Raw genomic sequence first — 20,937 nt, 5'->3', positions numbered from 1 at the left:
GAACGCTCGCCGAAGCCACGGTTCATCTGCCGTTCATCGGCATCGGGACGTGGGCCGGGACCGGTCCCGTTTGGACGCGGGAAAATCTTGAAATGCCGTCGCCGGCTTCCCAAATTTGTCATGCGGTCGCCAATGTCGGGGCCGCTGGCCCATCCGGAACGCCGTCACGGGTTTCGCACCGGCCATACGCAACCTTGTTGCTCAACAGGAGAACACACCATGCGTCACGTTGATTTTTCCCCGCTCTACCGTTCGACCGTCGGTTTTGACCGGTTGTTCACCATGCTCGATTCGCTTGCGCAGCCGGAAGGCCAGACGTATCCGCCTTACAACATCGAGCGCACGGGCGAGGATGCCTATCGCATCTCGATGGCTGTGGCCGGCTTCTCGGAAGATGAGATTTCGATCGAAGCTCACCGCAATGTGCTGACCGTCAAGGGTGAGCGCAAGGAGGAAGGCAATGGCGAAGGCTCCGAACTGCTCTATCGCGGTATCGCCAGTCGAGCCTTCGAGCGCCGCTTCCAGCTTGCCGATCACGTCGAGGTTGTCGGCGCCGCGCTGAAGAACGGCCTGCTCTTCGTCGACCTCAAGCGCAACATCCCCGAAGAGCTGAAGCCGCGCAAGATCGCGATCACCTCGGCTCCGGCCAAGGCCAAGCAGATCGAGGCCAAGACTGCCGCCTAAGCCAGGCAGCTAAACTCCGGGACGCCAACTCCCCGGGAAGAAAGGGCGGTGCAGCAATGCGCCGCTCTTTTGCTGGTGGGCAAGGCTTGCTATCCGGCGAGCAGGTAGCCGAAACGGTCGACCTCGTCGGGCGTGGTCGCGAAGCTGGTGACAAAGCGATAGAGCGCTTCGTCTTCGCCAATGTAGCCGTCGTAGCTGAGCGGCCTGTGCCAGTCGTGGAAGGCCGCCCCTGCCGCTTGCATTCTTTCGGCCTCGGCCTTTTTCATGACTGCGAAGACCTCGTTCGCCTGCGGCAGCCAGGCCAGCCGGGCCGAAGGGGAATCTTCTATCGCCGCGGCAAGCCGTGCCGCCATCGCATTGGCGTGCCGTGCTGTGTCGAGCCATAGCCCACCCCTGAAATAAGCATCGAATTGCGCGGCGATGAAGCGCGATTTCGAGAACAGCTGGGCCGCGCGCTTGCGCAAAAAGGCCAATTCCTTGGCTCGCTCGAGGTCGAACAGCACGATCGCCTCGGCGCACCAACAGCCATTCTTGGTGCCGCCAAAGGAGAGGATGTCGACACCGTGCTTCCAGGTCATTTCGGCCGGCGTCGTTTCCAGCGCGACGAGCGCATTGGCAAAGCGGGCCCCATCCATGTGCAGCGGCAATCCGTGCTGCTTTGCGATCGCCGAAATCCTGGCGATTTCGTTCAGCGTGTAGACGGTGCCGACTTCGGTCGACTGGGTGATCGAAACGGCAACCGGCCGCCCGGAATGGACGTTTTCGGGTGCGAAACGGTCCACCGCCCGTTCCAGATTGCCGGCATCGATCCTGCCGAGTGCGCCTTCGACTGTATAAAGCCGCGAACCGCCGGTGAAATATTCCGGTGCACCGCATTCGTCCTCGATGACGTGCGATTCGCGATGGCAGAAGGAAATGCCGCCTGGCTTGTTATAGGTAGTCAGCGACAGCGAATTGGCAGCGGTGCCGGTGGCGACGAAAAACACCGCGACCTCGCATTCGAAGATTTCATTGAAGCGCTGGTAAACGGCCTTGTCGAGGGCACCGTCGCCATAGGCGGTGGAGAAGCCGTCGGCATGGCCCGACAGGCCGGCAGCGATACGGGGATGGGCGCCTGCCCAATTGTCGGAAGCGAAAATCATGCGTCTGCCTATGCTGGGGAAATCGATGCGAGCTTGGCCGCTTTCGCATGCCGGCCGCAAGTGGCAGATGCCGAAAATCCGCTAAAGCCAGCGAAACGCATGAGCGTAGATGCAGCGACTGAAGGCTACGCTGACACGGCGTTCCGCGCAATTTTCTGTCGCGAAAGCCTCAAGAATTTTGTGAATCGGTCTTGTGTGCATCCAAAATTTCTGTCATAAAAATTTAGGACAGTAGTGCTGTCTTATTTTGTCGCACAAAACTGGCCGCATTGGCATATGATTGCGCCTCTGCGGCATTGCCGCGAGCGACAGCTAGACAGCCTGGCTCCAGCCTGTACGAATACCATATGCGAACGATGCGGAAAGCCGCACGGTCGGCAAGAATTTCGCAAGACGTGCCGCAAGATTGAAAGGGGAGCCACGCGCTTCCCGACGGAAACCAGCGCCCGAAGGGGACGGAACGGAGGACAGGACGATGACGGACATGACGCCATCTGCGACGAAGGCCGCGCAGACGACAGCGGCAGCCGTCAAAAATCCGTCCCTGACCAATATTCGGCGAACCAGCACCGGCTATGCTGCGCACGGCCTCTATGATCCGCGCAACGAGCATGATGCCTGCGGCGTCGGCTTCATCGTCAACATGAAGGGCGTGAAGTCGCACCAGATCGTCGAGGACGGCCTTGCCGTGCTCGAAAACCTGACGCATCGCGGCGCGGTCGGCGCCGATCCGCTGATGGGGGACGGCGCCGGCGTGCTGGTGCAGCTGCCGGACCGCTTCTTCCGCGAGGAGATGGCCAAGCAAGGGGTCGAACTGCCGAAGCCCGGCCACTACGCCGTCGGCCACGTGTTCATGCCGCGCGACCCGGAGCTGCAGGCGCATATCGAAGGCATCATCGCCGAGGTGGCGCAGCTCGAGGGCCAGCCGCTGCTCGGCTTTCGCGACGTGCCGGTCGACAATTCGTCGCTGTCGAAGGCGCCCGACATAGCCGCTTCCGAGCCGGTGCACCGGCAGGTGTTCCTGGGCCGCGGCGCCGAGATCGAGAACGACGACGATTACGAGCGGCGGCTCTACATCCTGCGCAAGGTCATTTCCGGCCGTATCCACGAAGAGACCAAAGGCGTCGACAACGGCTTCTATGTCGTCTCGATGTCGTCGCGGACCATCGTCTACAAGGGCATGTTCCTGGCCTATCAGGTCGGCGCCTACTACAAGGATCTCACCGACCCGCGTTTCGAGACGGCGCTGATCCTGGTTCACCAGCGCTTCTCGACCAACACGTTCCCGTCGTGGAAGCTGGCGCATCCCTACCGCATGGTCGCCCACAATGGCGAGATCAACACCCTGCGCGGCAACGTCAACTGGATGGCGGCGCGGCAGGCTTCGGTCGATTCCGAACTGTTCGGCAACGACATCTCGAAGCTGTGGCCGATCTCCTATGAAGGGCAGTCGGACACCGCCTGCTTCGACAATGCGCTCGAATTCCTGACGCAGGGCGGCTATTCGCTCGCCCACGCCATGATGATGCTGATCCCGGAAGCCTGGGCCGGCAACAAGCTGATGGGTCAGGACCGCAAGGCCTTCTACGAGTATCACGCAGCCCTGATGGAGCCGTGGGACGGGCCAGCGGCGGTTGCCTTCACCGACGGCCGCCAGATCGGTGCTACGCTCGACCGCAACGGGCTGCGGCCGGCGCGCTACATCGTCACCGATGACGACCGCGTCATCATGGCCTCGGAAGCCGGCGTGCTGCCGGTGCCGGAGGAAAGGATCGTCAAGAAGTGGCGGCTGCAGCCCGGCCGCATGCTGCTGATCGACCTGGACAAGGGCCGCATCGTTTCCGACGAGGAGATCAAGTCGGAGATCGCGACCAGGCATCCCTACAAGAGCTGGCTCGCCAACACACAGCTCATCCTCGAGGATCTGAACCCGGTCGAGCCGCGCGCCCTGCGCAGGGATGTCTCACTGCTCGACCGCCAGCAGGCGTTTGGCTACACCCAGGAGGACACCAAGCTGTTGATGTCGCCGATGGCGACCACCGGCCAGGAAGCCGTCGGCTCGATGGGTACCGACACGCCGATTTCGGCAATGTCGGACAGATCGAAGCTGCTCTACACCTATTTCAAGCAGAATTTCGCACAGGTCACCAATCCGCCGATCGACCCGATCCGCGAGGAGCTGGTGATGAGCCTGGTGTCCTTCATCGGGCCGCGGCCCAACATCTTCGATCTTGTCGGCAATTCGCGCCGCAAGCGGCTCGAAGTGCGCCAACCGATCCTGACGAACGGCGATCTGGAGAAGCTGCGCTCCGTCGGCCACACCGAAGACCGTTTCGACACCAAGACGATCGACATCACTTACGGTTCGAATGAAGGCGCGGCCGGCATGCAGGGCGCCATCGACCGGCTGTGCGAGCGCGCCGAGGCGGCGGTCGCCGGCGGCTACAACATCATCATCCTGTCGGACCGTCAGCTCGGGCCGGATCGCATTGCCATTCCGGCGCTGCTGGCAACGGCGGCCGTGCACCATCATTTGATCCGCAAGGGATTGCGCACCTCGGTTGGGCTCGTCGTGGAATCCGGCGAGCCGCGCGAGGTGCATCATTTCTGCTGTCTCGCCGGCTACGGCGCCGAGGCGATCAATCCCTATCTCGCTTTCGACACGCTGCTCGACATGCACAAGCGTGGCGAATTGCCAGCGGAGGTCGATGCCTACGAAGTCGTCTCCCGTTACATCAAGTCGATCGGCAAGGGCATCCTGAAGGTGATGTCCAAGATGGGCATCTCCACTTACCAGTCCTATTGCGGCGCGCAGATATTCGACGCCATCGGGCTCAAGTCGGACTTCGTGCAGAAGTACTTCACCGGCACGGCGACGCTGATCGAAGGCGTCGGGCTGGACGAGATCGCCGCCGAAACGGTCAGCCGCCACACCGACGGCTTCGGCAACGACCCGGTGCTGCGCAACAGCCTCGAGGTCGGCGGCGAATACATGTTCCGCATGCGCGGCGAGGCCCATATCTGGTCGCCCGACACCGTGGCGACCTTGCAGCACGCCGTGCGCCAAGGCTCGTGGGAGACGTTCAAGGACTATTCCGCCCAGATCGACAGCGAGACGGCGCAGGCGCAGACCATTCGCGGCCTGTTCAAGATCAAGCTTGCGCAAGAGACCGGGCGTAAGAAGGTCAAGCTCGACGAGGTGATGCCGGCGGCCGATATCGTCAAGCGCTTCTCGACCGGGGCGATGTCCTTCGGCTCGATCTCAAGGGAAGCGCACACGACACTGGCGCGCGCCATGAACGCCATCGGCGGCAAGTCGAACACCGGCGAGGGCGGCGAAGAGGCCGACCGCTATCTGCCACTGCCGGGCGGCGGCAAGAACCCCGAACGCTCGGCAATCAAGCAGGTCGCTTCGGGACGCTTTGGCGTCACGGCGGAATATCTGGTCAATTCCGACATGATGCAGATCAAGGTCGCGCAAGGGGCGAAGCCCGGCGAGGGCGGCCAGCTGCCGGGCCACAAGGTCGATGCGACCATAGCAAAGGTCAGGCACTCGACGCCGGGCGTCGGCCTGATCTCGCCGCCGCCGCATCACGACATCTATTCGATCGAGGATCTGGCGCAGCTCATCTACGACCTGAAGAACGTCAATCCGGCGGCCGACGTATCGGTCAAGCTGGTCTCGGAAGTCGGCGTCGGCACGGTTGCGGCCGGCGTCGCCAAGGCGCGTGCCGACCACATCACCATATCAGGCTATGACGGCGGCACCGGTGCCTCGCCGCTGACCTCGCTCAAGCATGCCGGCAGCCCGTGGGAGATGGGCCTTGCCGAGACGCACCAGACGCTGGTGCTCAACGGCCTCAGGTCGCGCGTCGCGCTGCAGGTCGATGGCGGCCTGCGCACCGGGCGTGACGTCATTATCGGCGCACTGCTCGGCGCCGACGAGTTCGGCTTTTCGACCGCGCCGTTGATCGCGGCCGGCTGCATCATGATGCGCAAGTGCCATCTCAACACCTGCCCCGTCGGCGTCGCGACACAGGACCCGGTGCTGCGCAAGCGCTTCAAGGGCACGCCCGAGCACGTCATCAACTTCTTCTTCTATGTGGCGGAAGAGGTGCGGGCGCTGCTTGCCGAGATGGGCTACACCCATCTCGACCAGATCATCGGCGACACCGACCTTCTGGAAAAGCGCGAGCTGATCCAGCACTGGAAGGCACGCGGGCTCGACTTCAGCAAGATGTTCTACAAGCCCGATGCGCCGCACGAGGCGGTGCACTGGACCGAGCGGCAGAAGCATCCGATCGACGACGTGCTCGACCGCAAGCTGATCGAACTCGCAAAGCCGGCGCTCGAAGCCAGGCAGCCGGTCAGTGTCGAACTGCCGATCCGCAACGTCGACCGTTCGACCGGCGCCATGCTGTCGGGCGAGGTGGCAAAGCGCTTCAAGCACAAGGGCCTGCGCGAGGACACGATCTCGGTCAAGCTCACCGGCACGGCCGGCCAGTCCTTTGGCGCCTTCCTGGCGCGCGGTGTCTCCTTCGAACTGGTGGGCGCTGCCAACGACTATGTCGGCAAGGGCCTGTCGGGTGGCCGCATTGTCATCCGCCCGCCGGAGAACACGAAAATCGTTGCTGCCGAGTCCATTATTGTCGGCAATACCGTGCTCTACGGCGCAACCGAGGGCGAGGCCTATTTCTGCGGCGTTGCCGGCGAGCGTTTTGCCGTGCGCAATTCGGGTGTCGCCGCCGTCGTTGAAGGCGTCGGCGACCATGGTTGCGAATACATGACCGGCGGTATCGTCGTCGTCATCGGCCAGACCGGCCGCAACTTCGCCGCCGGCATGTCGGGCGGCGTCGCCTATGTGCTCGACGAGGCGGGTGATTTCGCCGAACGCTGCAACATGGCGATGGTCGAGCTGGAGCCGGTTCCGGAAGAGGACGACCTGATGGAAAAGCTGCTCCACCATGGCGGCGATCTCGACCATAAGGGCCGTGTCGACGTATCCGGCGATATGACCAGCCATGACGAGGAGCGGCTCTATCAGCTGATCTCCAACCACGTCCACTACACCGGCTCGGTACGAGGTCGCGAAATCCTCGACGACTGGGCGACTTTCCGGCCGAAATTCCGGAAGATCATGCCGGTCGAATACCGCCGCGCGCTGATCGAGATGGAGCGGATGCGCATGAACGTGGCGGCGGAATAGATTTGGAAATTGCCGGGAGGCCATGCGTCCTGGCAACCATCTTCATCAACAATCCTGACCTCGGACTGAAGGTTGCCACGGCTGCCTTATGAGGTTAACGGGTGCGTCGCCAGGCGTGCCTTCCGGACAGCAGGGACTGGACTATGGGCAAGGTAACAGGGTTTCTCGAGATCGACCGGCAGGTGCACAAGTACCAGCCGGCTTCCGACCGCATCCGGCATTTCCGCGAGTTCACGCTGCCGATGTCGGACAAGGAGGTCGAGAAACAGGCCGCGCGGTGCATGGATTGCGGCATTCCGTATTGCCATGGACCGACCGGCTGCCCGATCCACAACCAGATCCCGGACTGGAACGACCTCGTCTACAATGGCGACTGGGAAAACGCGATCCGCAACCTGCATTCGACCAACAATTTTCCGGAATTTACCGGCCGCATCTGCCCCGCACCTTGCGAGGAAGCCTGCACGCTGAACCTCGAGGATATTCCGGTCGCCATCAAGACGATCGAGCAGGCGATTGCCGACAAAGCCTATGAAACCGGCCATATCCGGCCCTATCCGCCGGAACGGAAGACCGGCAAGCGCGTCGCGATCATCGGCTCGGGGCCGGCAGGCATGGCGGCTGCCCAGCAACTCGGCCGCGCAGGCCATGACGTTCACGTCTATGAGCGCGAGAGCCGGCCGGGCGGGCTGATGCGCTACGGCATCCCCGATTTCAAGATCGAGAAGCATTATATCGACCGGCGCATCGAGCAGATGCAGGGCGAAGGTGTCAGCTTCCATTGCGGCGTCAATGTCGGCGTCGACAAGCCGGTCGCCGAACTGCTCGCCGAATATGATGCCGTGCTCTATTGCGGCGGTTCCGAAACGCCGCGCCCGGCCAACATCCCGGGCGACGATCTCGACGGCGTGCACGACGCCATGCCGTATCTGGTGCAGCAGAACAAGCGTATCGGCGGCGAGCCGATCCAGTCGGTGGCATGGCCGTCGCGCCCGATCGTCGCCGGCGGCCAGCATGTCGTCGTCGTCGGCGGCGGCGACACTGCCTCAGACTGCGTCGGCACCGCCTTCCGCCAGGGCGCGGTGCGCGTCACCCAGCTCGACATCCGGCCGCAGCCGCCGGAAAAGGAAGACAAGCTGTCGGTCTGGCCCTACTGGGCGACCAAGATGCGCACGTCATCGTCGCAGGCCGAAGGCGCCGAGCGCGAATTCCAGGTGGCGACGCTTGAATTCATCGGCGAGGACGGCCAGCTGACCGGGGTCAAATGCTGCGAGGTCGACGAAAAGCGCAAGCCAATCGCCGGCACCGAATTCGTCATCCGCGCCGATCTCGCGTTCATCGCCATCGGCTTTGCCGGGCCAGCCGCTCGCGGGCCGGTCTCGGAACTCGACGGGCAGATGAAGATCGTCACCGACAGCCGCCGTTCGAAGAATGTCGAGGCCAATGACCGGGACTACAGGACCAGCGTCGAAAGGCTCTATGCGGCGGGCGACGTGCGGCGCGGCCAGTCGCTGGTCGTCTGGGCGATCCGCGAGGGCCGCCAGGCGGCGCGCGCCATCGACGAGGCGCTGATGGGATCGAGCGTGCTGCCGCGCTGAGCCAGTTCCGAAGAGGTTCTGTTTACTGGCGGATCGCCGTCGTCGTATCGGATGCGGCCGCCGTCGCAGGTTGTGTCTTGGGCGGCCAGGAGAAGTCATCGGCGCGGCCCGGTGAGGCGTCGGGCGCCTTGCCCTCGACGATCAGCCTTTCGCCCGGCAAATTGTCAGCTTTTGCCGGCGGGGCGGCGCCGAGAAGTTCCGAGCCGCCGTCCAGCGCCGGATCGCTGAGCAGCATCGGCGCGGTGCGATCGACAGCTATCGGTGCGGCAGCAGGTGACGGCGCCTCGACGGGAGCGCCGGCCGGGGCAGACGCTGTCACCACGCTTCCCGGCGCGGCCAGCCCAAGGATCTTCATCAGCGGCTTTTCGGTATAGAAGGCGAGCTTGCGCTTGCCGGCCTTCGACATGTTGATGCCGTCGTCGGAGCGCAGGCGCACCGATTGGCCGTTGATGTCCGGTCCGCTGGTGATGAAGGCGCCGTTCTCGTCGACGAACCCGTCCCAGACGTCGACGAATTCGCCGCCGTGGCTTTCGGCGGACGAGCGGAAGATGTCGTTGAAGGCCAGCATGTCGGAGGTCATTTTCGAGACCCGGAAGGCCGGCATGCCAACCCACAGATACGGCACCTTGGTTGCTGCGATGGCCTTGCCGAACGCTTCGGTCCGGCGCTCGTATTCCTTGGTCCAGTTTTCGGATCGCGGCTGCTCGCGCACATCGCCGACGCGCATCTGCTGCCGGTCGTTGGATCCGAGCATGACGACAACGGCTGCCGGTTTTTCGGCGGCGATCAGCGACTTGACCTGGCCTGGCCAGTTGTAGACATCGTCACGCACGAAGCCGGACGATCCGTTGGCACGGACGACGATCCTGACGCCGGTGTTCTCGGCAAAGGCGGCGTCGAGCCCCTCAGCCAGCCCAGACGCCATGAAATCGCCGACCACCAGAACGACGCGTGCATCCGGCGCCTTCTCGGCCACCGGGGTTGTCGGCTCGGCCGGCGGCGGCCGGCGAACTGACCGGGGCTTTCTCAGCTTGGGCCTGGGCTTTGTTCTCTGGAATTCTCTCTGGAATTCGGGCGGCGGCTGCTCAAACCGCTCGCTTCTGCGCGGAAACAACAGGTCGCGCAGCGACCAGCCACGACTTTCCGGCTCCTGCGCCATGGCCGAGGTATGAAAGGCACTGGCTGCGCCGACTGCCAGAACGGCGATCGCCAGAACCAGGATCGGCACGCGACGAACGATTAACCGGATGCGCGCAGCCGAAACCAATCACCCTCTCCATCCCGCAACCGGCTCTAGTTCTGCCTGAGCCATTTGAGCACTTCCTTGCTCGGATACCCGTCCTGGGTCAAGCCAGCCTTTGCCTGGAAGGCCATGATGGCGGTTTTCGATCCGTCACCGATCTTGCCGTCGAACTTGCCGTCGTAATAGCCGTGCTCGGAAAGTCGCTTCTGAAGCTCCTGCCTTTCCTCGAAGGAGAGCTTGGTAAACGGGCGCTTCCAGTCCTGCACAAGCCCGCCATAGCCGGCGATTTCGTCGGCAAGAAGGCCCACGGCGAGCGCATATTTGTCGGCATTGTTGTAACGCTTGATGACGGAGAAATTCTTGATCATCAGGAAGGCTGGCCCGCCGCGGCCGCCGGGCAGCTTCAAAGTCGCCTTGTCCGCACCGTTCTTGAACGGCTTGCCGTTGGCACGGGTGACGCCCAGCGCCTGCCATTGCGACAGCGACTTCGAGCCTCCGGGCAGCTTCTTGCCGTCCGGAAGGCTGACCTCATAACCCCAGGTCTTGCCTGCCTGCCAGCCGTTCTTCCTCAGCAAATTGGCGGCTGTCGCCAGAGCGTCGGGAATCGAATTCCAGATGTCGCGCTTGCCGTTGCCGTCCATATCGACCGCATAGGACTGGTAGCTGGTGGGGATGAACTGGGTATGGCCCATCGCGCCGGCCCATGAGCCGCTGAGATGGCTTTCGTCGATGTCGCCGGTCTGCAGGATCTTCAGCGCCGCGATCAGTTGGGTGCGGGCAAATTTCGCTCGCTTCGGGTCGGCATAACCAAGCGTCGCCAGCGAACGCACCACATTGCGCATGATATCATCGCGCTTGAGGGTTTCGCCGTAATTAGATTCCATAGACCAGATGGCCAGCAGGATGTAGCGGTCGACGCCGTATCTTGCCTCGATCCTGTCCAGCCAAGGCTTCCATTTCCTTGCCATCTGCTGGCCGACGGCGACCGACTGGTCATGGACGCGGTTGTCGAAATAATCCCAAGCGGGTGCGGTGAATTCGGGTTGAGTACGGGCCTTTTCCAGCACCACCGGGTCAGCATCGTTGATGCCCTTGAATGCCTGGTCGTAGACGGAGCCGGAAACGCCGCTCGCCACGGCGGTAGCACGGAAGCTGGCGACCCATTGGCGGAAGCCGGCATCGGCAAAAGCCGACCCGCTGGGCATGAGCAAGGCAAGCGAGAGGCTGGCGGCCGTCAGGACGCTGGTGAAGCGCCTTGCGGCGTTGCGAACGGACATCTTTTCCTCCTTCTTCATCTCAGGAAGACTATTCATCGCCGAACCCGGTTAGCATTTGGTTTACCATAGGTGCCGTCCGGGGTGAAAAGATGCGTCAATGCTTTACCAGCTGAGATTTCTGACCCGCCGTTCAGTAATCCTCGATTTCGGCATGAAAATGTCTCGAATCGGGATTGCCGAACAGGCATGCAAATGGATAATTGGCACATGAAGAGAGTTCGCAAGGCAGTGTTCCCGGTTGCCGGTCTCGGCACGCGCTTTCTCCCCGCCACCAAGGCCATTCCCAAGGAAATGCTGACGGTCGTCGACAGGCCGGTCATCCAGTATGTGGTCGATGAGGCGCGCGAAGCCGGGATCGAGCATTTCATCTTTGTGACCGGCCGCAACAAGACGGTCATCGAGGATCACTTCGATGTCCAATTCGAGCTCTACGACACGCTTGCGCAGCGCGGCAAGGACGACCAGCTCGCCCGCCTGCAGCGGCTGCAGCCGGCGCCGGGGCAGACCAGCTTCACCCGCCAGCAGGTACCGCTCGGCCTTGGTCACGCCGTCTGGTGCGCGCGCGAGCTCGTCGGCGACGAGCCCTTTGCGCTGCTGTTGCCCGACATGATCATGCAGTCGGAAAAAAGCTGCATGAAGGACATGGTCGAGCTTTACGCCGAGACCGGCAACAACATCGTCGCCGTGCAGGAATGCGATCCGGCCGAGGCGCACAAATACGGCATTGTCGGCCGCGGCGAGGCCGCGCATCACGGTTTCCGCATCTCCGGCATGGTGGAAAAGCCGAAGACCGGCACGGCGCCGTCGAACCTCTACATCAACGGGCGCTATATCCTGCAGCCGGAGATATTCAAGATACTCGAAGGTCAGGAAAAAGGCGCCGGCAACGAGATCCAGCTCACCGATGCAATGCTGAAGCTGCAGAAGCAACAGCCCTTCTACGGCTACCACTACCGCGGGCGAACGTTCGACTGCGGCTCGCCCGAAGGCTTCGTCGAGGCCAACGTTGCCTTCGCACTGTGGCGCAGAGACATGAATGCCAGCATGGCCGGTGTCATTCGCACGCTTCTCGACGAACTCGCGCCGTCAGAACGCCGCGGCGTAGCCTTGTAGTTTCAACACCGGTTGCCGCGCTGATCGGCTAAAGCGCGCCGCGTTCGACCGGCCTCATGCGACGCGCTTTAGGTTCTTGTTTTACGCAAGTCGTTATCGCAAAACCGCTGCAAACTTTTGCGCGACATGCATTTAGCGCTGCAACTTCAAGCCGACGAAGATACTGTTGGCCGTGTAGTCGCGCCCAACCAGGTTGCTGGTCAGTTTTTCAGTCCTGGCGCGGGTGGTGAGCCCGGTGTAGCGGTTCAGCCACCACGTCAGCCCAGCCTCGGCGCTCAGCGTCAAATCATGATCGTCGGAGCCGGTATAGTCGCGCCATTCAAGGCCGAGAGCGGCATTTCCGGTCAGGTTGGCGCGGATCTGCCGCTCGCCGGTGAGGCTGCCGGAATAGAGCATGTCGCCGCTTTCGCCCGCATTCGTCGTGTTCTCGGCGGTCGTCTGTGCGGTGAGCCCGATCGTGGTGCCGCGTTCCGGCGACCATTTGAGATCGGCATTGACCGTCGCGCCCGAAATAGCCGGCAGGGCATCGTCGTCGATAGCTTCGCGCAGCCAGCCGACCGAGAACTCGCCGGTAAGCTTCTCGCGGAGATCGAGCTCGACGCCGGCCCGTGCGCCAAGCCTGGTCGAGGAGCGCTGGAAGCCGTTTGGATCGACGCGCAAATCATAAGCGCGCCGGCCGATCTCGATTTCGGTGAACGGGGTGATGGCAGGCGAGATCTCGTAACCGGTACGCAAAATGGCCGTGTAGAGCGTCGAGTCGCGGCCCTTCTGCGACAGCGATCCGCCCGACGAAAGCTTGGCGTCGCCAAAGATGTCGTGCTCGACCGCGCCGGTCAGCGCGAAGCGCATCTTGCCGGCATCCTTCTCGACGGCGAGACTGCCGTTCACGGTCTGGCGCACCGGCTGGCCAACGGCGCCGACGACCGCGTCCGGCGCCGAGGCCGATTCGGGCAAGGCCTCATAGCCCAGCTTGGCGATGGCGCGCAGATCATTGTCGAGATCGATGTTGAGTGTGCCGTCGACGCGGCCTTGCGCCTCGTGAATGTCATAGCCGGACAAGGTTTCGCGGAAGATGCCATAGCCCTCAACCGTCGCCGAATTCTCCCGCCAGTCGGAGACGGCGTTGAAGCGCAGCGTCGTTTCCGACAGCAAGGCCGGCTTGCCGAGGCTGCTCGAATCGGCGTTTGTCGAAGACGTCAGGCCTTGCTCGAGCGTCGGCCGGATCACGAAGGAGCCGAGCTTGATGCCGGTGGCGGCGAACGGGTCGTCCTCGTTCTTCTTGTCCTGGCCTTCGATGGCTTCGGTGCGCTCGGCGCCGGGGTCGAGCTTGAGCCTCTCGGCGGAATCGATGGTGACGGCACGGCGGTTGACCGTATCCTGCTCGTCTATGGCGGCGGTATCGGTGTCATCGGTCGCCGCCGCGGCTGCAGTCGCGGTTCTCTTGCGCTTCTGGCTGTCAGCGGTCTCGTCTTCGGCGTTGGCCGCATTGGCGGCGCGTTGCGTCGCGCTTGGCCGCCGTCGGGGGGGCGGAGCAGGGTTGTCGGGAAATGGGTCGCCGCTGGCCGCTGGTTGATCGAAAGTGCCGCCGGTTGTGGCCGCCTCGCCCGTGCCGTCGTCAGGCAACGCCCCTTGGCTGGCCGGGCGATAGGTAGGCAGCGGCGTATTGTCGTTGGCGGTTGCAGCAGCCTGCGCGGCTTGGGTTCCGGCTATGCTCGATTGCCTGATCTTGTACTGCTGGTCGTCCAGGATTGTCGATTCCGAAACCTCGCCGCGCAGCTCGGTTTCCTGGGCGCAAAGCAGTGCCGGCCGCGACAACGCAAAGACACTGGTTGCCAGCAGCAAAGCGCAGACCGCCTTGCCCTTTCGTCCCATTTTGTTTTGAGGCTGAAACCCGGACATCGGCACCACTGCTTGCGCGGCGCACGCGCGCCATACTTACGAAACCGTAAATGGGGATGGTTAACGGAGCGTTGAGGCATGGCCCGTCAGGAGGTTCGGGACGGCAATTCCGTTGGACAGGCGCGCGCCGAAGCGCTAATCGCATCGTCCATGGACGTGAAATCCCCAGACAGGAAGCGGCATGACGGGCAGGCCGCGATTGCCTCGGCGCTGAGAACCGTGGCGACGGAGCAGGCCGGCGTCGCGGCACTGGCAGACGCTCTCGAAAACGGGCTGGCCGAGCCGTTCGCACGAGCCGTCGGCATGGTGTCGCAGATCGATGGCCGCGTCATCGTCACCGGGGTCGGCAAAAGCGGCCATATCGGCTCGAAGATCGCCGCAACGCTCGCCTCGACCGGCACGCCGGCCTTCTTCGTTCACCCTGCCGAAGCCAATCACGGCGACCTCGGCATGATCGCCAGGAACGACGCCATCATCGCGCTGTCGTGGTCGGGGGAAAGCCTCGAGCTCAAGGGCATCATCGCCTATTCGAGGCGCTTCTCGATCCCGCTGGTCGCGGTCACCGCGGGCGAAAAATCGGCGCTGGCGCGCGCGGCCGACGTGGTGCTTCTGCTGCCGCGAGCACCGGAAGCCTGTCCGCACGGGCTTGCGCCGACGACCTCGACGCTGCTGCAAATGGTGATGGGCGATGCGCTGGCCATAGCGCTGCTCGAGGCACGCGGCTTCACCCCGGACCATTTCCGCACGTTCCATCCCGGCGGCCAGCTCGGAGCCAACCTGACGCAGATCCGCGAGATCATGCATGTCGGCGACAGGCTGCCGCTGGTATCGTCAGGTACCGGCATGCGCGAGGCAATCCTCGAATTGTCGCGCAAGGGGTTTGGCTGCGTGGCCGTGACTGCCGCGGACGGCAAGCTGATCGGCATCATCACCGATGGCGACATCAGGCGCCATATCGGCAGCGATCTCCTGGCAATGAGCGTCGATCAGGTGATGACCAGAGAGCCGAAAATGGCCGCGCCCGACACGCTTGTTGCGACGGCGCTGCAGACGATCAACGACTCGGCTATCACCAGCCTGATGGTGGTCGAAGGCAGGCGGCCGATCGGGCTCGTCCATCTGCACGACCTGCTGCGCATCGGTGCTGCCTAGCGGGCTTCTAGACCGCCTCGACCGTCAGTTCCAGGTCGGTATCAGCGGCGCCCGTCACGCGCACTTGCGTGCCGGCCGGCAGGTCAGGGCCGGAGACGCGCCACAACGTGTCGCCCAGCTTTACGCGGCCGCGCCCGTCCTTGATCGGCTCGGCAAGGGTCGCCGTCCGGCCGACCATCTGTGCGCCGCGACGGTTGAGCAGGGGCTGGTCGGTTTCATCATGGCGCCCGCCCACCAGCCGCTTGCCGACATAGGCCGAGACCAGCGACAGCGCGAGGAAGGCGAGGACCTGGACTTGCCAGGTCCAGAAACCGGCATCCCAGATGAGCAGTGAGACGACGCCGATCAACAGCGCGGCAATGCCGATCCACAGCATGAAAATGCCCGGCGCGATGACCTCCATTACCAGCAGGACGAAGCCGAGGACCATCCAGCTCCACGGGCCGAGTTCGGAAACAATGCGGTCGAGCATGGCTGTGGCCTCAGGTTTCGCTCGGACGAACGACCGGCGGGCGGGCAGCCTGTCGTGCGGCACCGGCGGTGCCTTCGCTTCGGAAAACTTCCTTGGCGATTTCGCCAATACCGCCGAGCGTGCCGATCAGCGATGAGGCCTCCATCGGCATCAGCACGAGCTTGCTATTTGTCGCTGAGCCGATCTTGGTCAGCGCTTCGGTGTATTTCAGCGCGACGAAGTAGTTGAGCGCCTGCACGTCGCCTTTGGAAATCGCCTCCGACACCACCTGCGTGGCGCGTGCTTCAGCCTCGGCCGAGCGCTCGCGCGCCTCGGCGTCGCGGAAGGCGGCTTCCTTGCGCCCTTCGGCCTCCAGGATCTGCGATTGCTTGAGGCCTTCGGCGGCGAGGATCTGCGCGCGCTTATTGCGCTCGGCCATCATCTGTCGGCCCATCGATTCGACGAGATTGGCCGGCGGGTTGATGTCCTTGATCTCGACACGAGTGATCTTGATGCCCCAGGGATGCGCCGCCTCGTCAACGACGCGCAGCAGGCGCTCGTTGATGGCGTCGCGGTTCGACAAAAGTTCGTCGAGGTCCATCGAGCCCATCACGGTGCGGATGTTGGTCATCGTGAGATTGAGAATCGCATTCTGCAGGCCGGAGACCTGGTAGGCGGCCTGCGCCGCGTTGAGCACCTGATAGAAGGCGATGCCATCGACGGCAACGGTGGCATTGTCGCGGGTGATGATCTCCTGCGTCGGAACGTCGAGCACCTGCTCCATCATGTTCATCTTGGCGCCGACACGGTCGACGAAAGGCACGATCAGGTTGAGGCCTGGGTTCAATGTCTTGGTGTAACGGCCAAAACGTTCGACGGTATAATTATAGCCTTGCGGAATTGTTCGGAAGCCCTTGATAAGCACCAGCACGACAAGGGCGACAAGAACAAGAAGCGCGATATCAAAACCACTGAAACCCATTTGGCTCTCCCCTCAAAGGCCGGCCATGTTGGATATTCCACGCGACCGATTCCCATCAAACACTTAAGTGTGTTTCAGCAATGTTACAATCAGGTGATCACGGATTGCGGGTGCATAGACGGGTGATCTGTTCAGGCCCAGCCGGACAGCTCGCGCCGCACCATCGCCTCGATCACCGCCATGCCCTCGGCACTGTCGTTGAGGCAAGGGATGTGTGCGAACTTTTCGCCGCCGGCATGATGGAAGGTCTCGGACGCTTCCCTGCCGATCTCGTCCAGCGTCTCGATGCAGTCGACGGAAAATCCTGGATTGACGATGGCGACCGATTTCACGCCTTCGCGCCCTAGTCTTTCGACCGTCTTGTCGGTGTAGGGCTGCAGCCACTCCTGCGCGCCGAAGCGCGACTGGAAGGTGGTAATCAGCTTGTTTTCATCCCAGCCGAGCTTTTCGCGCAGCAGTCGGGTCGTCTCGAGGCAATGGGCGTGGTAGGGGTCGCCCTTGTCGGAATAGGGTTTCGGAATGCCGTGATAGGAAGCGATGACAATTTCCGGTTCGAAGTCGAGGCTCGCCAGATGCTTTTCGATCGAACGGGTGAGCGCCTCGATATAGGCCGGCTCGTTGTAATAGGGTGGCACGCTGCGAATGGCCGGGGCGCGGCGCATCTTCATCAGGGCGCGAAACAGCTGGTCGTTGGCAGTCGCAGTCGTCGTCGCCGAATATTGCGGATAGAGCGGGAAAGACAGGATGCGGTCGCAGCCTTGCTCGACCAGTCTCTCGGCCACGCTCTCGGTCGAAGGGTTGCCGTAGCGCATCGCCCAGTCGACGACGACATTGGGTAGCTCGCCGAGCGCGAGCCCGAGCTTCTCGGCCTGGGCGCGGGTGTAGGTTCGCAGCGGCGACTCGTTGCGCTCCCGGTTCCATATCCTGGCATAGTTGGCCCCTGATTTCTTCGGCCGGGTGGTGAGGACCACGCCGTAGAGGATCGGATACCAGATCGCCTTGTTGAGCTCGATGACGCGCGGATCGGACAGGAACTCCCGGAGGTAGCGCCACATCGGCTTGAAGCCGGTGCCGTCCGGGGTGCCGAGATTGATCAGCATGACACCGACCTTGCCGGTCCTGACCAGAGGGCGCCCTGCCGACGGCGAGGCGGCAGTCTTCTCGGCTTTGATTTCAGCAGGGTTGGCAAGCGCCATGAGGTTCTCCAACACCGCGAACCAACGGTGCCGCGGCGAAAGTAGCGATGCCGCGCTGGTTTTCAAATGCTGCGTCTGGCCGCACCTTATTCCAGAAATGCAACACCCGCCCGGTCTGCCGGGCGGGTGCATTGCGTTCCTGCGGCCGGATTACTTCGAGGCCGCCGGGATCGTCAAGGTTGCGCCGACCGGAAGGCGGCGTGGCTCGTAGGCTTTGTTGGCATCGGAGATTATTTTCCATTTGGTGCCGTCGCCATAAGCCTTCACCGCGAGATCCCAATAGGTATCGCCGGCGACGATCACATGGCTGCTTTCGGCCGGTGCCGGCTCAGCCGGAACAGGGGTCGCCGGAGCCGGTGTGGCCGGAGCCGCAGGTGCCGCCGGCTGGGCCGGCTCGGCGGGTGCGGGTGCCGGCGCTGTTTCAGCCGGGACGGCCGGCGGCGTCTTGGAAATGTCGCCGGAGCCGGCCGGCATTTCGGGCATTGCCGGCTCAACGGGCTTTGCCGGCGCAGCCTCGGCAGGTTTTGGCGGTTCGGCAGGGTTGGCAGGTTCTGCGGCCGGGGCTACGGTCGCGGCGATCTCGGTGATGCGGCCGTCGAGCTTCGGCGTATAGGGCCGGTGCGCGCCTAGGTAGTCGGCGACGACCTGTTCCAGCCCCGGGCCGTAATCATAGGCGTTCTTGGCCTTCTCGGCGAACACCTTGTAGCCGTCGCCGCCCTGGCGGACATAGTTGTTGGTGGCGACCAGGTAATCCTTGTCCGGCTTAATCGGCGTCCAGGCGCCGCCTTCCATGACCTCGACCGATTTGACGCGTCCGTTAGGCGGCGCCGATTTGTCGAACGCATATTTCAGGCCGGCAACTTGCGGGAAGCGCCCGGCGCCGTCCTCGACCTGGCTGAGGCCGCTTTCGAGGCCGGCAACCAAATCCTTGCCGGAGATCTGGAAGGTCGCCAGAGTATTCTGAAACGGCAGGACGGTGAGAACCTCGCCCATGGTGACGGTGCCCTGGTCGATGGAGGCGCGCAAGCCGCCGCCATTCGAGATGACGATCTCGACACCTTGGCCCTTGACCCGGTCGAGGACGGCGTCGGAGACCAGATTGCCCATCTCGCATTCGCGGGCGCGGCAGTTTTCGCGACTGCCGTCGATCGCCTTGGTGGTCTCGGCGACTTCCTTGTTCTTCAAGGCCTCGATCGGCGCGCCGAGTTCCTTGATGCGGGCAAGCACGGCGGGGTCGGGCGTGATCGATTTGTCGAGATGGATGGGATCGCCGCTTGCCTCCTTGACGACGCCGTTGTCGTCGAACACGACCTTGAATTCGCCGAGATATTTCGAATAGGACGCCGCCTGCACGACCGGCACTTTGTAACCGTCCGGATTGTCGACCATCGTCGGATATGGGCCTTCCGCCTTGGGGTCGGTGTTGGACAGCAGCGAATGGCTGTGGCCGCCGACCACCACGTCGACGCCCGGGATCTTGGCGATCACGTCGCGCTCGCGCTTGTAGCCGATATGGGTGACCGCGATGATCTTGTTGACGCCCTCTCGCTTCAGTTTCTCGACCTCAGCGGTGATCGACTTGACGTCGTCTTCGATGGCAATATTCGGGCCAGGGGTGGCAAGCTCCGGCGTGTCGTTGGTGACCGCGCCGACGATGCCGATCTTCTGGCCGCCGACCTCGACCACGATCGACGGCTTGACGCGGTCGCCGAGCTTGGATTGCGCATTGGCCTTCACATTGGCGCCGAGCACCGGAAACTCGATCATGTCGAGAAACGGCGCCAGCGCCGACTCGCCATCGTCGAACTCATGGTTGCCGAGAGCCTCGGCATCGAATTTCATCTGGTTGAGGAATTCGCCTTCGGTCTTGCCTTTGTAGGTCGTGTAGAAGAGCGAGCCCTGGAAATTGTCGCCGGCGCTGAGCAGCAGCACGTTCTGGCCTTCCAGCTTCTTGCGCTCCTGCGCGATCGCGGTGACCAGGCGGCCGGCGCCGCCGACGCATTCGCCCTTGGTCTCCTCCTCGGCCGAGCAGGTCGATTCGTACTTGTTGTTGCTCTCGATGCGGCTATGCCAGTCGTTAATGTGCAGGATGTTGAGCGTGTAGTCGGCAAAGGATACCCCTGCCGACAGGCCAAGCGCCGATGCCGACAGCGCGGCGATGGCAGCAATCTTCTTCATTCTCGTCTCCCGGATAACTTGAGTACAGCGCCGCGCGTCATTTGGGACGCGCAAAGGACGCTGTACCAATTTTTATTTTGCGCATGATCCTTTCCGAAAATCGACTCCGATTTTCGGGGTCATGCGCAGAGGCGTTTAACGCTCTTGTTTGACTGGGATGTAACAGCCCTCTTGGGCTATGTTCACATCGCGTTTCAGTCGATGCAAGCGGAAATCGGCATCAGCTTTGCCGGCGCAAGAAGACGGCGGCTTGAAACCGCCGTCCTTGTGCAAAGTAAATTCGGAATCGGATTTCAGGTGCGCCTGGTCAGCACAAAATTCTGCCCGCTCGCGCTGGTGCAATTGAGCTGGCTGGTGGAGACCATCAGGCAGTTGAAGCTGATCGGCGTCTGGCGGATCAGCGAAGTGCCATGAATCTCGACCGAGGTGCCGCCGGTCATGGTGTAGCTGCCATCGGCAAGCTTCTGGCCGGTGTCGGTTGCGACGGTCGCGAAGCTGCCGCCCTTGAAGGTGGACAAGCCCGTGCCCTGCGCGTCGATCCAGGAGCCTTCAACCCCCTTGGCCGTGATCACCGGCGGCTCGCCTGGGCCGGTTGTCGTGCAGGCCGCCAACGCGACCGTAGCGGCCGCGGCAATGCCAGCCGAAAGCAGTCTTTGCGCAATCGTCATCTTCAAGATCCTCTCCTCTCGCATCGGCCCGAAAATCGATCCGATTTTCGGAAAGCACGATGCGCACATTCAAAGTGCTAGAGCGTACTTTGTGCGTGCAAATGGACGCACGTGGCTCTAGGCCGCCCCTCTTCAATCGCCCGATTTC

14 protein-coding genes are annotated in these 20,937 nt (G+C 62.9%); 5 read left to right on the top strand and 9 right to left on the bottom strand.

Features of this window, described 5'->3' with window-relative positions:
- Positions 1–219: 219 nt before the first annotated feature.
- Entirely contained in the window at positions 220–684 is a 465-nt protein-coding gene (locus NKH16_RS04885; RefSeq protein ID WP_023675381.1) for an Hsp20 family protein, read from the top strand.
- 89 nt (positions 685–773) lie between these two features.
- Here NKH16_RS04885 and NKH16_RS04880 read toward each other — a convergent pair whose 3' ends face one another.
- Positions 774–1,826, bottom strand: coding sequence for a threonine aldolase family protein (locus NKH16_RS04880; protein WP_352742074.1), 1,053 nt, complete (start codon positions 1,824–1,826; stop codon positions 774–776).
- Positions 1,827–2,301: 475 nt separating this feature from the next.
- Between NKH16_RS04880 and gltB the strand changes: the two genes are divergently transcribed.
- Together gltB and NKH16_RS04870 are read left to right on the top strand one after the other, a co-directional pair.
- Positions 2,302–7,032 (top strand): glutamate synthase large subunit, encoded by a 4,731-nt coding sequence (gene gltB / locus NKH16_RS04875; RefSeq protein ID WP_352898531.1) that lies wholly within the window; start codon positions 2,302–2,304, stop codon positions 7,030–7,032.
- A gap of 143 nt (positions 7,033–7,175) precedes the next feature.
- Entirely contained in the window at positions 7,176–8,630 is a 1,455-nt protein-coding gene (locus NKH16_RS04870; RefSeq protein ID WP_352448228.1) for a glutamate synthase subunit beta, read from the top strand.
- A 22-nt stretch (positions 8,631–8,652) separates the two neighbouring features.
- Here NKH16_RS04870 and NKH16_RS04865 read toward each other — a convergent pair whose 3' ends face one another.
- Together NKH16_RS04865 and NKH16_RS04860 are read right to left on the bottom strand one after the other, a co-directional pair.
- A complete protein-coding gene (locus NKH16_RS04865) occupies positions 8,653–9,897 on the bottom strand; it encodes an SGNH/GDSL hydrolase family protein (protein ID WP_352898529.1) in 1,245 nt (414 codons plus the stop codon).
- A gap of 26 nt (positions 9,898–9,923) precedes the next feature.
- Complete coding sequence (locus NKH16_RS04860) at positions 9,924–11,150, bottom strand: lytic murein transglycosylase (protein WP_352742068.1); 1,227 nt, start codon at positions 11,148–11,150, stop codon at positions 9,924–9,926.
- A gap of 207 nt (positions 11,151–11,357) precedes the next feature.
- Here NKH16_RS04860 and galU point away from each other — a divergent pair, with 207 nt between their 5' ends.
- Entirely contained in the window at positions 11,358–12,263 is a 906-nt protein-coding gene (gene galU, locus NKH16_RS04855; protein WP_352742067.1) for a UTP--glucose-1-phosphate uridylyltransferase GalU, read from the top strand.
- Between the two features lie 132 nt (positions 12,264–12,395).
- On the opposite strand, the gene NKH16_RS04850 is transcribed toward galU, so the two are convergent.
- The gene (locus NKH16_RS04850; protein ID WP_502894798.1) at positions 12,396–14,135 is read right to left on the bottom strand and encodes an outer membrane beta-barrel protein; all 1,740 of its coding nucleotides are present in this window, start codon (positions 14,133–14,135) and stop codon (positions 12,396–12,398) included.
- Positions 14,136–14,312: 177 nt separating this feature from the next.
- Between NKH16_RS04850 and NKH16_RS04845 the strand changes: the two genes are divergently transcribed.
- A complete protein-coding gene (locus tag NKH16_RS04845) occupies positions 14,313–15,314 on the top strand; it encodes a KpsF/GutQ family sugar-phosphate isomerase (RefSeq protein WP_023675389.1) in 1,002 nt (333 codons plus the stop codon).
- 7 nt (positions 15,315–15,321) lie between these two features.
- Here NKH16_RS04845 and NKH16_RS04840 read toward each other — a convergent pair whose 3' ends face one another.
- From NKH16_RS04840 to omp10, 5 genes are all read right to left on the bottom strand, one after another.
- Positions 15,322–15,786, bottom strand: a complete 465-nt coding sequence (locus tag NKH16_RS04840) for an NfeD family protein (protein ID WP_023675390.1) — start codon at positions 15,784–15,786, stop codon at positions 15,322–15,324.
- Positions 15,787–15,796: 10 nt separating this feature from the next.
- A complete protein-coding gene (locus NKH16_RS04835; RefSeq protein WP_352448223.1) occupies positions 15,797–16,747 on the bottom strand; it encodes an SPFH domain-containing protein in 951 nt (316 codons plus the stop codon).
- Positions 16,748–16,878: 131 nt separating this feature from the next.
- The gene (gene hemH, locus NKH16_RS04830) at positions 16,879–17,943 is read right to left on the bottom strand and encodes a ferrochelatase (RefSeq protein ID WP_352448222.1); all 1,065 of its coding nucleotides are present in this window, start codon (positions 17,941–17,943) and stop codon (positions 16,879–16,881) included.
- 150 nt (positions 17,944–18,093) lie between these two features.
- Positions 18,094–20,121 (bottom strand): 5'-nucleotidase C-terminal domain-containing protein, encoded by a 2,028-nt coding sequence (locus NKH16_RS04825; RefSeq protein ID WP_352742064.1) that lies wholly within the window; start codon positions 20,119–20,121, stop codon positions 18,094–18,096.
- A 293-nt stretch (positions 20,122–20,414) separates the two neighbouring features.
- On the bottom strand, positions 20,415–20,789 hold the full coding sequence (omp10, locus tag NKH16_RS04820) for an outer membrane lipoprotein Omp10 (protein ID WP_023720183.1): 375 nt from the start codon (positions 20,787–20,789) through the stop codon (positions 20,415–20,417).
- Between the last annotated feature and the right edge of the window lie 148 nt (positions 20,790–20,937).

Origin of the sequence: Mesorhizobium sp. M1307, assembly GCF_040318155.1 — a bacterium.
GTDB lineage: Bacteria > Pseudomonadota > Alphaproteobacteria > Rhizobiales > Rhizobiaceae > Mesorhizobium.
This window is presented reverse-complemented; position numbering and strand designations above follow the sequence as displayed.